Raw genomic sequence first — 12,286 nt, 5'->3', positions numbered from 1 at the left:
GCCCGCCCCCGCCGCCGCGCCGTCTCCTTCACCCGCGAGCCGGTGGGCGCCCTGGGGCGCCGCGCTGGGCGGACTGGCGTGGTTCCTCTGGCTCGGCGGTGGAAAGGCGATTCCGCCCACGCGCCTCGACTGGCTGATGCGCGAGGACTGGGCCTGCGCCACCATGGGCTGGCTCTTCTACCGCAACGCGCCTTGGCGACTGCCCCTCACGAGCTCGCCCCACCAGCTCTACCCCCATGGGACCTCCGTCGCGCTCACGGACGGCAATCCCCTGCTGGCGGTGCTGTTCAAGCCCTTCGACGCGCTGCTGCCCGCTGACTTCCAGTACCACGGCCTCTGGCTGGCGCTGTGCTTCGCGCTGATGGGGTGGTTCGGCGCGAAGCTCGTGTCCGTCGCCTCCTCCCGGCCCACACACCAGGTCCTGGGGGGCCTGCTGCTGGCGCTCGCCCCTCCCATGGCGGCCCGCCTGGGACACATCGCGCTGTGCGCGCATTGGATGCTGGTGGCCATGATGTGGCTCCACCTGCGCGACGCGCCGGATGCGCGCGCGGCGAAGCGGAGCCTCTGGCTGGCCGCGGCCTTGTGTGCCCTGGGCTCGGGCATCCACCCCTACCTCGTGGCCATGCTCGTCCCCCTCGCCATGGCCCTGGCCGTGAGGTTGGCCCTGGCCCACGTCATCACCTGGCGACGCGCGCTGCTGGCCTCGGTGGGCATCGTCGTGGTGGACGTGCTCGTCTTCGCCCTCTTCGGCTACTTCCTCGGCAGCAACCTGGGCGCGGAGGGCTTCGGCCAGTTCTCCGCCGACCTGACCGCGCTGTTCAATCCCACGGACTGGTCACGGCTGCTGCCCTCCCTGCCCGTGGCCCGTCGGCAGGGCGAAGGCTTCGGCTATGTGGGGGCGGGGGCGCTGCTGCTCGTGGGGCTCTCCGTCGTGGGCGCGGCGCTTCGCTTCCGCGCCGTGCGGGACGTGCCCTGGCGGCGGGGCCTGCCCTTCGCGGTGGCGGTGCTGCTGCTGGCCCTCTACGCGCTGTCCTCCCGGGTGACGTGGACGGGCCGGCTGGTGGTGGACCTGGGCGGGCTGTACGAGCCCTTCTCGCGGCTGACCTCCGCGTTCCGCGCGTCCGGGCGCTTCATCTGGCCGCTGTGCTACGCGGTGATGGGCGGCGCCGTCCTCCTGTGGCTGCGGCAGTGGCGCGAACGCGCCTGGGTGGGGACAGCGGTGCTCGCGCTGGCCGTCGCGGTGCAGGCCTACGACGTGCGCCAGGACAAGAGCGAGCTGCGCCGGCGTCCGGACGGCTTCCGGCGGCTTCAGGCTCCGGAGTGGGCGGAGCTGAAGGGCCACTACCAGCACCTGGCCCTCTTCCCGCCGCAGGTGCAGTGGGTGTGCCCCTACAACGAGCCGCTGGTCAACGCGGCGGGGTACATGGCCTACCGGCTGGGCCTCACCTTCAACAGCGGCTACGTCACCCGGGTCCCACCGTCGATGGCCGAGGCATGCAACGCCACCATGAGCCCTGGCGGCGTGGATGGGGCCACGGTGTACGTCGTGGTGCGCCAGCAGGTGGGCGCCTTCCTCCGGGCAGGCGCCCGCTGCGGGATGCTGGAGGGGTTGCCGGTGTGCGTGGCCGGGCAGCGGAACGACGCCTTTGCTCAGGCGTTGACGCGGCAACCGTTGCGATAGCGCGGGGCGCCGCCGAATCCGATGGACTCCCTGGCGGGGACAGGCAGCATCCCGACGTATGGGAAGTGACGACATCGTCGCGGCGTTGCGCCAGGTTCCGCTGTTCGCCCGGCTCACCGGAGAGCAGCTCCGCTGGATGGCGGACCATGGCCGTCAACTCCACTTCCCCGCCGGCACGCGCATCGCCGAACAAGGCGCCTCCGCGGATGGACTGTCCGTCATCCTGGAGGGCCGCACACAGTGGAGCCGCAACACCAGCACGGAGAGCGCGCCCACCTTCACGCTGGAGGCCGGTGACCTCTTCGGCGAGCTCATCCTCTTCCTGAACGCGCCCTACCCCCACAGCGGCGACGCGGTGACGGACGTGCGCCTGTTCCGGATGGAGCCGGCCACCTTCTGGGAGCTGCTGCGGCTGGCGCCCGGACTCAGCCGGGGACTGATGGAGCTGGCCTCGCAGCGCACCGAGCAGCAGGCACAGGACGTCCGTCCCCAGGTGGAGCTGCTCCCCGTGGGACGCATGGCGGCCGAGCTGGGCGCCGAGCTGGGCAGCCCCGCCGCCGCGGCTCGGAGAAGCGCGGCGCGGCTGGGCGAGCTGATGGCCACGGTATCCGCGCGCGCCATGGCCCTGGGTGAGCACGGCCTGTCCCTGGCCCAGCGCGGCGTCCTGCTGGCCCTGCCCCGGGAAGCGGCGGAGCGCGGGCGGAGCTCTCCGCCGCTGGAGCCCCTGGCCCGCGCGGAGCGCGAGGAGGCGCTGGGCTCCTGGCTGGAGGCGCGCGGCGTGGCGGACGCGTGGGAGGCGGCGCCCGCGCTGGTGGCCTCCGGACTGGACGTCGCGTGGCTGGAGTCAGTGGCGACGCGCGTGGGCGGGGCGCTGCTGGGCGACGTGCTCGCGTGGCTGGTGGTGGCGGTGAGCTGCGACGTGCTCATGGCGGAGGTGGCGCGCGGAACGACGCGCGTGTCCGCGCTGGTCGAAGGCGTGAAGGCCTATGCCTTCATGGACCCGGTGCCGCGTGAGGACGTGGATGTCCACGAAGGTCTGGAGCACGCGCTGGCGGCGCTGGGCCACCGGCTGCGCGGTGAGCACCTCACGGTGGAGCGCGAGTACGACCCGAGCCTGCCCCGGCTGAAGGCGGAAGGCGTCGCGCTCGATGAGCTGTGGACGCAGCTGGTGCTCAACGCGCTGGAGGCCCTGGGCGAGCGCGGAGGCCGCGTGCGGCTGCGCACCTGGAAGGAGGCCGCGCACGTGCTCGTCGAGGTCTCCGACGACGGGCCGGGCATTCCCAAGGACCTGCAGCCGCGCATCTTCGAGCCCTTCTTCAGCACGAAGCCCCATGCGGCGGGCATCGGCCTGGATGTCTGCCGGCGCATCGTCGAGCGGCATGGCGGCGACCTGTGCGTGCGCGCCGAACAGGGCGGCACCCGCATCCAGGTGCGCTTGCCGGTGTAGCCACCGCGGCCAGGGTGCCCGCGACGCTCAGGGCTTCGCGCCGAGCGCCGCCACCGCCGCGGCCATCACCTGCTTCACGGGGACGCCCGCGGCCTCCGCCACCTGGCGACAGTCCTCGAACTCCGGGTGGGCGTTGAGCACCGCGCCCTGGCGCAGCCCGCGCTTCACGCGGACCTGGCCCCACGGCGTCTCCACCTCCACCCAGTCCCGCTCCAGCGCCTGACGCTCCACGCGGTGGTAGCGCACGCCCAGCGTGGTGGACTCGCGCAGCACCACGTCCACGAGGGCTTCGCGCGTGCCGCCCTCCACCAGCGCGCTCAGCAGGTGCCCCGGCCGGCTCTTCTTCATCACCACCGGCGTCACCCACACGTCCAGCGCGCCCACCGTGAGCAGCCGCTCCAGCAGGTGTCCCAGCAACTGCGGCGTGGCGTCATCCAGGTTGGCCTCCACCACCCAGAGCCCCTCGTTGCCCGCCTGCTCCAGCCGGCCCAGCGACGCGCGCAGCACGTTGGGCCGGTCCTTGAAGTCCTTCGTTCCGACGCCGTAGCCCACCTTCTCCACGATGAAGTCCGGCGGGTGGCCGATGTGCGCCAGCACCTTGAGCAGCGCCGCGCCCGTGGGCGTCGTCAGCTCGCCCACGCCTTCGAAGCGCACGGGCACGTCCCGCAGCAGCTCCAGCGTCGCGGGCACAGGAATGGGCATGGCGCCGTGGGCCACGCGGATGGTGCCGCTGCCCAGCGGCGGCGGCGCCGCGTGGACCTCCGGGTTGCCCAAGAGCTCCAGCACCACCGCCGCGCCGCAGATGTCGACGATGGAGTCCACCGCGCCCACTTCATGGAAGTGGATGTCGTTGATGGACACGCCGTGGACCTTCGCCTCCGCCTCGCCGATGGCGCGGAACACCGCCAGCGCCCGCTCCTTCGCGCGCGGGGGCAGCGTGTCCGCCTCTTCGATGAGGCGCCGGATGTCCGCGTAGGCGCGGTGCGGGTGGGCCTCGCGCGCCTCCAGCACGACGTCCAGGTGCGTGCCGCTGATGGCGTGGCGCACCGCGCGGCTCACCGCCAGCTTCCAGCCCGGGACGCGCAGGCCCGACAGCGCGCGCTCCAGGTCCGCCGGAGCGATGCCCAGGTCCAGGCCCGCCGCCAGGAACATGTCCCCGGCGATGCCGCCCACCGGCTCCAGGTAGAGGATGCGTCGCATGGTGCTCACCTGCGTCCCTTCGTGCGGGAGATGAGGGCGGCGTAGAAGCCACCGCCGAAGCCGTTGTCGATGTTCACCGTGGCCACGTTGGAGGCGCACGAGTTCACCATGGCCAGCAGTGCGGACACGCCCTTGAAGTTGGCGCCGTAGCCCACCGACGTAGGCACCGCGACCACGGGGATGCCCACCAGTCCGCCCAGCGCGCTGGCCAGCGCGCCCTCCATGCCCGCCACCACCACGGCGGCATGGCACTCCTGGATTTCCTCGCGGCGCCGCAGCAGCCGGTGGATGCCCGCCACGCCCACGTCGTAGACGCGCCGCACCTCCGCGCCCATGGCCTCAGCCGTCATGGCCGCCTCCTCCGCCACGGGGATGTCGCTGGTGCCCGCCGTCACCACGGCCACGCGGCCCGCGCGCACCTTGCCCTGCTTGAGATGGAAGATGCGCGCCACCGGGTGGTACTGGCCCTTGGGGAAGCGCGCCACCAGCGCCTCCGCCTTGTCCGGCTGGAGCCGCGTCACCAGCACCGTCTGCTTGCGCTCCACCAGCGCCCCGACGATGCCCAGGAGCTGCTCCACCGTCTTGGGCTCACCCAGCACCACCTCCGGGAAGCCGAAGCGCAGGTTGCGGTGTGTGTCGAGCGTCGCGTACCCCAGCTCCGCGAAGGGCAAATCCTTCAACTTGCCCACCGCGTCGTCCACGGAGACGCGGCCGGACTTCACGCTGCCCAGGAGCTGCTTCAGCGCCTTTTCATCCATGGGCGCCCGTCTAGCCCGAAACGGGCTACACGCCCAGCCGCGCCAGCAGGTCGCGGATGCTGTCCCGCGCCAGCACCAACAGCAGCTGTCCCCCCACCGGCGGCGCCGCGGCCGCGAGGAAGCGGGCCTCCAGCACCACCACGCTGCTGGCGTCGCCCTCCACCAGCCCCACCGCGTCGGACACCACGTCCCGCGCGCGGCCTCGCCGCACCGTGGGCACCGTGGGCACCAGCCTCCAGCCCGTCAGCCGGCCCATGGCGGACAGGCAGGCGCTGGCGACGATGTTCGCCGTCTCCGCCACCACGCTGTCCCGCTCGGCCTGATGAATCGCCGCCTGTCCTTCCAGGAGCAGCGCCTCCAGCGCGGCGCCGTCCTCCTGGGGCAGCACCAGCAGCAGGGCACCCCGCAGCCCGCCCTGGATGCCGAGCCACCCGGCCACCACCGGCGCGGCTCCGCCCAGCAGCTCGGCGGCGTCCGACGGGCCTGTCAGCAGCACGCGGGGGATGGAGAGGTCCACCTTGCGGCCCCCCATCAACCGGGAGAGCGCATTGGCCGCATGGCCACAACCAATGTTGGCCACCTCGCGCAGTGCGTCGAGTTGCGCGTCGCTGGGCAGGGGCTGGCTCACGCGGACAGTAACCTCGGCACGTCCAGGATGAACACCGGACGCCCACTTCCCAGAATGGTGACGCCGGACAGGCCGGGCAGCAAGTCCAGGGGCCGCGACAGCGGCTTGAGCACCACTTCCTCCTGTCCCAACAGGCGGTCCACCTCCAGGGCCACCCGGCCGGAGTCCCCGTCCATCACCACGAAAGGCCGGGTTCCCTGCCTCCGCGGGGCCGGAACGCCCACCAGCGCATCCAACGCGTGGACCGGCAGCAGTGAATTACCGTGAGGCAGCAGGGCCGTCTCGCGGCTGCGGCTGAGCGACTCCCCGTCCGCCTCCGTCGCACCCACCACCTTGGCGATGGGCAGGCCGAAGACCTCCGCACCCACCTCCACCAGCAGCAGGTGCACCACGGCGACTGTCAGGGGAAGGCGCAGCGTGAAGCGGGTGCCCCGGCCTCGCTCGCTGTCGATTTCGAGCGTGCCGCCGACGTTCTCCACCACGCGCTTCACCGCGTCCATGCCCACGCCGCGGCCGGAGATGTCGGTGATGTCCTTGGCGGTGGAGACGCCCGGAAGGCACGACAGCATGAAGGCCTCGCGGTCCGTCATGCGCGCCGCGGCCTCCGCCGAGAGCAGGCCCCGCGACACCGCGGCGTTCTTCAGCTTCGCGGGGTCCATGCCGCGGCCGTCGTCCTCCAGCTCGATGATGACGCGGTCCCTGGCGCGCTTCACCGCCACCAGCACCCGGCCCCGAGGGCCCTTCTTCGCGGCGGCGCGGTCCTCCGGCGCCTCCAGGCCGTGGTCGATGCAGTTGCGCAGCAGGTGGAGCAGCGGGTCCGACAGCTCCTCGAGGATGGCCCGGTCCAGCTCGATTTCCGCGCCGGTGATGACCAGGTCGACCTCGCGCTCCTTGCGACGGGCGATGTCACGCGCCGCCCGGGGCAGCCGGTCGGTGATGAGGGACAGCGGCGTCATGCGCGCCGTCATCACCTTGTCGTGCAGGTCCTTCACCAGCGTGTGCAGCCGGTAGACGCCCTCTTCCAGCGCGGGGCGCGTGTTCTCCGGCAGCACCTTGCCCACCTCGCGCAGGCGGGCCGTGGCGAGCATCAGCTCACCCACGGTGTCGAGGAAGTAATCGAGGAGCTCCGTGCGCACGCGCACCGTGCGCGACGCCGTGTCCGCGGGCGCGCGGGCGCCGTCGGGGACGGGCACCAGGGCGGGCTGCACCACGGGCGCGGCCACCGCGGGCTTCACCGAGAGGACCTCCACCTCGGCCACGTTCTTCAGCGCCGCGTGGATGCCCGCTTCGCCCGCCGGGGTCTCCAGCTCCAGTTGGATGTTGCCGTCTGGAATGCGGCCGGCCTTCAGCTCCTCCAGCGCGGGCCGGAGGTCCACCAGCGTGCCCAGGTTGGTGAGGCGCTTGTGGACGAGGAAGGCGCGCACGCCGGGCACCTGGCAGGTGGGCGCGATGCGCAGGCGCACCGCCCAACGCTGGGCCAGCGTCTCCGGGAGCGGCGCGCCGGCCGCGGCCTTCAGGGAGTGGGCCAGGTCGGGCGACGGGGCCTCGGCTCCGGCGCCGGGCGCGTCCGAGGCCCGGCGCGCGTTCAGCGGCAGCACCACGCCTCCGGGGGCTCCGTCCGGGGATGAGGGGGCGCTGGAGGTGGTGGAGGCGCCGGGGCCGCTGGTTACGCCTGGGCTGGCACTGCTTCCCCCGGTGCCCACGCCTCCGTCCCCGCCGCTCCCTGCAGCTCCGCCACCGTGCGTTGAGCCGGGACTGGCACCGGTGGCTGTGGGACCCGAGCCGCTTCCGGCTCCGCCGCTCGTGCCGCCACCGGGGCTTGCGCCGCCAGCTCCCCCCGTGGGGCCCGAGCCACTGCCAGCTCCGCCCGAGCCATCCGAGCCGGTGCCCGAACCACCGCCCGAGCCGCCCGAGCCTCCGCCAGGGCCATCCGGGTCCGTGCCATCCGGGCCGCCGCCCTCCGGCTTCAGCGCCGTCACCTTCGCGACGCGCGTGGCGGCCGGGGCGTGGCCCGTCATGGTGGTGACGCGCTGGCTGAGCTGCGTCAGGAGCGCCGCGGAGTCATCCGGCGGCTTGCCCTCCGCCACCGCGCGCACCTGCGCGAGCATGGTGTCGGCGGCGGTGAGCAGCAGGTCCACCAGGTCGCGGTCCAGGCAGCCGCGGTCCTGACGGACGGCGTCCACGAGGTCCTCTACGCGGTGCGCCACGATGGCGATGGGCTCGAAGCCCATGGACGACGCCATGCCCTTGACCGAGTGGGCATGGCGGAACATCGAATCCACCGCGCTGGACGAGCTCTCGCGTTCGAGCTCCACGAGGTCACGCCCGAGCGCCTCCAGGTGGTCGGTCGCCTCGGAGATGAAGAGCCCGAGGTAGCGGGACATGTCCATCGTCATGGACCCGGCCTCGTGTCAGGAAGGGTGGACGGCCCGCGCCAGGGCGCAGCCGCTCACGTCTCGCCCAGGACCTTCTTCACCACGGCCAGCACGTCCTCGGCCCGGAACGGCTTGACGATGAAGTCCGAGGCACCCGCCTCGATGGCCTCCATCACCAGGCTCTCCTGCCCGAGCGCGGAGCACATGATGACCACCGCGCTGCTGTCGGCCTTGATGATTTCCCGCGTGGCCTCGATGCCGCTCTTGAAGGGCATGACGATGTCCATCGTCGTGAGGTCGGGCTTGAGCTCCTTGTACTTCTCCACGGCCTCCAGGCCGTTGGCCGCCTCGCCGACGACCTCGAACCCCCCAGACGCAAAGATGTCCTTGATCATGTTGCGCATGAAGATGGCATCGTCGACGACCAGGACCCGCTTAGCCATGTGAAGAACTCCGCCTCCGAATCACCTAGAGGAGCGCGGACACTAGCATCCGCGCTTTCCAGGGGGCTACTCACTTGGAATGGGTGAACAAGGCAACCACCGCGGCGTCCAACCCTTCTGGGTCCAGGACCGTCACTCCCAGGCCACCCAGCCTGGCGACGCCCCGGATGGCAGGCGTCATTTTTCCTGGCGCCGTGCTCACCCGCTCCACCGCTTCGATGCCGTCTACGTCCGTTACCAACAGTCCCAAATCTCTCCGCCCACGGTCCAGTAGAACCACCCGTCCGGGCGGGGTAGGACCCTCGGGAAGACTCAGGAGCTGCCGCAGCTCTACCACTGTCACGACCCGGCCGCGCAGATTCATTACGCCTGTAATGGCCAGCGGCGCACGCGGCACACGGGTGAAGCGCTCGGGAGGCACGACGACCTCCCGCACCGCCGAGAGCGGCAGCCCGTAACGCTCCTTCTCCACCCGGAAGATGACGTGCCGCACAGGAGTAACGTTCTATCCGCTCTGGAATGACCGGCCCGCTTCGCTACCGTTTCGGCCGGGACGTCTTCTTCGCGCCGGCCCGCCCCTTGGGACCTTCGCGCGCCGAGGCCGGCTTCGCCACGGATTTCTTCCCGCCCGCCGCCGCCTTGCCCGGTGCGGGCTTCTTTCCGCCCCCTGCCGCCAGCCCCTTGAGCACCTTCTGCGGCGCCACGGCGCGGAAGCTCTCGTGAATCCACTGGGACAAGAGCCCGATGGGGACCTCGCTGCCCGGCTTGAAGCGGGAGGACACCCAGCCGCTCTTGCCCAGGCCGTAGCCGGTGGGCTCGGTGAAGGGCAGCGTGAGCGCGGCCTCGTGGGACTCGGGGAGCTTGGTGGTGACCCCCAGCCCGTCGTTGTCCAGCGCGAGGATGACGAACATCTTCCCCTTCACCTTGGCCGTGCGGTGGCCCCAGGGGAACTCCTCGGTCGTCTCCGGGAGCGCGAGCATCACCCCGCGCAGATGGTCCTCCGCGGCCTTCAGCCTCGCGTCGACGTTGTCCGAGGGCGGCTGGCTCATGAGCCCAGGCGGAAGCTGCGCACGACGCTCTGCAGCTCGACGGAGAGGTTGGTCAGCTCACTGGCCAGCGACGTCATCCGGGACACGGCGGCCGTCTGCTCCTGGATGACCGCCTGGATGGCCTCGGTGGAGGACGCGTTGTTGCGCGCCACCAGCTTGATCTCCTCGATGGCCTTCACCATCTCCTCGCTGCCCTTGAGCTGCTCGCGGGCGCTCTCGGAGATGAGGTGCACCTTCTCGGAGCCCTTGCGGATGGTGTCGGTGATGGCACCCATGGAGCGCACGATGTTGGTCAGGTCCTCGCGGCCCTCGGCCAGCTCCGCGATGCCTTCCTTCATGGCGCTCACGACGGAGGTGGACTGCCCGGAGATGTCGCGCGCCAGCTTGGAGATCTGCTCGGCGGAGCGGCCCGCGCTCTCAGCCAGCTTGCGCACCTCGTCGGCCACCACCGCGAAGCCGCGGCCGTACTCGCCCGCGCGCGCCGCTTCAATCGTCGCGTTGAGCGCCAGCAGGTTCGTCTGCTGCGCCACCTGCGTAATCGCGTCGACAATCTTGGAGATTTCCTGCGTCTTCTCGCCGAAGGCGAACACCTGCTGGCTGGCGGACTCGATGCGGTTGAAGACCTTCTTCACCTTCTCGCCGGCCAGCCGCGCCGCCTTGGAGCCGTCCTCGGCCGCGCTGCTCGTCTCCGCCGTCGTCCGCGCCGCGTCCTCGGCGCTGGCCGTGGTGCGCTGGATGCTGCCGGCCATCTCGGTGATGACCTTGGACGCCTTCGACACGAGCTGCGACTGCGACTCGGCGCCGCCGGCGATCTTCTCCATCGACGAGCCCACCTCCTCGGTGGAGCCGTTGACGTTCTCCGCCGAGCGCTGGAGGTCGATGGCGGTGTCGGCCACGCTCTTGGCCGTCTCCTGAATCTTGCCCACCAGCTCGCGCAGGTTCTCCTGCATGCGGGTGATGGCGCCCGTCAGCTCGTCGATTTCGTCGCGCGTGCTGCCGCCCTCGGCGGCCACCGGCTTGGACAGGTCGCCCTGCGAGATTTCGTACGCGGAGCGGCTGAGCACCTTCACGCGGGTGACGCGCGCCAGCCACGAAGGCAGCAGCGCGGCGGCGGCCCCGGTGATGATGACGGCGACGCCAATGCGCACCGCGTCCCTCCCCCCCACGCTGAGCTCCGGGAAGAGGAAGTCGATGAGGCGGTCCGACGCGTACATCCACGCCGTCAGCGCCAGCCCCATCAAGACGTAGCCGTTGAGAATCTTCCGGTGAAGGGACCGCTCGCGGGTCGCGCGAGGGCCATCCACGGCGCGCAGCAGTCGCTGCAGGGGCTCGCGGCGGGGAGTGTGTCCGGGGACTGTGTCGTCGCGGAGGGGACGGCGCACGGGTTGCTTTCGGGGGATGAGAAGCGTCTCGGGTTTAGCCTTGCTGCTCCGCAGGGTCAATCCGTCGCCCGAGGTCGGAAGTGGTCGAACCCCTCTGGCGGTGGGAGAACGCGGCCTGTCCTGTCCCGGCTCACCCACCCGCGTCCCTCTGTGAAGTGGCCGATGCGGGTGATGGCGTGTCCTCCTGTAGCGCACGCGCGCTCGAATGCCCGGCTGCGTCCCGGGGGAACGGCCAGCAGCAGCTCGTAGTCCTCGCCCCCCGCCAGCGCCCCTTCGGGCCCCAGCGCCTTGCGCACCGCGGCCGACAGCGGCAGCCGCTCCAGCTCCAGCTCCGCGCGCACGCCCGAGGCGGTGCAGAGATGACCCAGGTCTTGTGCAAGTCCGTCGGAAACATCCAGCGCGGCGGATGCATGGCGCGCGGCGAGCAGGCCCAGCGCCACGCGAGGCTCGGGGCGGCGCTGACGGCGCACGGCGGCGCCCCGGCGCAGCCCCGCACGCAGCTGTGAGAGGCCCAGGCGCGCGTCGCCCAGCGTGCCGGAGATATAGAGGAGGTCCCCGGGGCGGGCCCCCGCGCGGGTGAGGGGCGCGCGTGACAGCTCGCCCGCGGCGGTGATGGTGACGGACAGCTCGCGCGCGGAGGTGAAGTTGCCCCCCACCAGGTCAATCCGGTGCGCGGTGGCCAGCGCGGCCATGCCCCGCGCCAGGCCCGCGAGCTCCCGCGGGGGATAGTCCTTCGGCAGCGCGAGCGCGCAGACGAACCAGCGCGGCGTGGCGCCCATGGACGCCAGGTCCGACAGGTTCACCGCCAGCGCCTTGTGGCCGATGTCCGCGGGGGAGAACGCGGCGCGCGTGAAGTGCACGTCCTCCACCACGGCGTCCGTGGTGACGCACTGCGCACCCCGTGAGGGAGGCAGCACCGCGCAGTCGTCCCCGGGCCCCACGGGCACACGCGCGGCGGGGAAGCACGCGAGGAACCGACGAATGAAATCGAACTCACCAGACATGGGCATGGAGGAAAGACCAGACGGCGTGTCAGGGCAACGACACTTTTCGGCACCTTGGGCAGACGCATCATTTTCGGGCCATTCCCAGACAACGTAAGGATTGGGCCTTCCATCTCCCGGGGGGAGTTCATGCCAAAGATTGGCGAGCGGCTGCCTTTCGTTTCCACGCCCCAAACCCAGACGCGCCCCACGGGCACGAAGGACGTCAGCACCCAGCAGTGGGTGGACCTGCTCGGCTCCGTCCTTCCAACGCAAAGCGTGACGAAGCCGGCCCCCACGAGCACCTTCGCCGCCCAGGCCCCGGGGACGACGGGCACCC

Annotated in this window: 11 protein-coding genes and 1 pseudogene; 3 read left to right on the top strand and 9 right to left on the bottom strand. The window is 71.6% G+C overall.

The window, feature by feature from the left end:
- Both G4D87_RS22705 and G4D87_RS22700 read left to right on the top strand, forming a co-directional pair.
- On the top strand, positions 1-1,681 hold a 1,681-nt coding region (locus G4D87_RS22705; protein WP_240358506.1), incomplete at its 5' end, for a DUF6311 domain-containing protein.
- A gap of 58 nt (positions 1,682-1,739) precedes the next feature.
- A complete protein-coding gene (locus tag G4D87_RS22700) occupies positions 1,740-3,128 on the top strand; it encodes an ATP-binding protein (protein WP_163784302.1) in 1,389 nt (462 codons plus the stop codon).
- 27 nt (positions 3,129-3,155) lie between these two features.
- Here the strand turns inward: G4D87_RS22700 and larC are convergent, their stop codons facing one another.
- From larC to thiL, 9 genes are all read right to left on the bottom strand, one after another.
- Positions 3,156-4,328 (bottom strand): nickel pincer cofactor biosynthesis protein LarC, encoded by a 1,173-nt coding sequence (larC, locus tag G4D87_RS22695; protein ID WP_205507688.1) that lies wholly within the window; start codon positions 4,326-4,328, stop codon positions 3,156-3,158.
- Between the two features lie 5 nt (positions 4,329-4,333).
- Positions 4,334-5,086: a nickel pincer cofactor biosynthesis protein LarB gene (gene larB / locus G4D87_RS22690; RefSeq protein WP_163784295.1), complete on the bottom strand. Its 753-nt coding sequence runs from the start codon at positions 5,084-5,086 to the stop codon at positions 4,334-4,336.
- A gap of 25 nt (positions 5,087-5,111) precedes the next feature.
- A complete protein-coding gene (locus G4D87_RS22685; RefSeq protein ID WP_163784286.1) occupies positions 5,112-5,714 on the bottom strand; it encodes a chemotaxis protein CheC in 603 nt (200 codons plus the stop codon).
- Positions 5,711-8,110, bottom strand: a complete 2,400-nt coding sequence (locus G4D87_RS22680; RefSeq protein WP_163784284.1) for a chemotaxis protein CheA — start codon at positions 8,108-8,110, stop codon at positions 5,711-5,713. The genes G4D87_RS22685 and G4D87_RS22680 overlap by 4 nt, the downstream gene beginning before the upstream one ends.
- A 53-nt stretch (positions 8,111-8,163) precedes the next feature.
- Complete coding sequence (locus tag G4D87_RS22675) at positions 8,164-8,532, bottom strand: response regulator (protein ID WP_011556618.1); 369 nt, start codon at positions 8,530-8,532, stop codon at positions 8,164-8,166.
- Between the two features lie 70 nt (positions 8,533-8,602).
- Positions 8,603-9,025 carry a chemotaxis protein CheW gene (locus G4D87_RS22670; RefSeq protein ID WP_011556619.1) on the bottom strand — a complete coding sequence of 141 codons (423 nt, stop codon included), beginning with the start codon at positions 9,023-9,025 and terminating at the stop codon, positions 8,603-8,605.
- Between the two features lie 43 nt (positions 9,026-9,068).
- Entirely contained in the window at positions 9,069-9,581 is a 513-nt protein-coding gene (locus G4D87_RS22665; RefSeq protein WP_163784282.1) for an MmcQ/YjbR family DNA-binding protein, read from the bottom strand.
- Complete coding sequence (locus G4D87_RS22660) at positions 9,578-10,963, bottom strand: methyl-accepting chemotaxis protein (RefSeq protein ID WP_163784280.1); 1,386 nt, start codon at positions 10,961-10,963, stop codon at positions 9,578-9,580. Before G4D87_RS22660 ends, G4D87_RS22665 begins: the two co-directional genes overlap by 4 nt.
- A 56-nt stretch (positions 10,964-11,019) precedes the next feature.
- Positions 11,020-11,967, bottom strand: a complete 948-nt coding sequence (gene thiL, locus G4D87_RS22655; protein WP_163784303.1) for a thiamine-phosphate kinase — start codon at positions 11,965-11,967, stop codon at positions 11,020-11,022.
- Between the two features lie 129 nt (positions 11,968-12,096).
- Here thiL and G4D87_RS22650 point away from each other — a divergent pair.
- A pseudogene (locus G4D87_RS22650) lies at positions 12,097-12,286 on the top strand (hypothetical protein); the annotation flags it as partial.

Origin of the sequence: Myxococcus vastator (genome assembly GCF_010894475.1) — a bacterium.
Lineage (GTDB): Bacteria > Myxococcota > Myxococcia > Myxococcales > Myxococcaceae > Myxococcus > Myxococcus vastator.
Note: the sequence above shows the minus strand (reverse complement) of the source record. Positions and strands in the feature narration are given on the sequence as shown.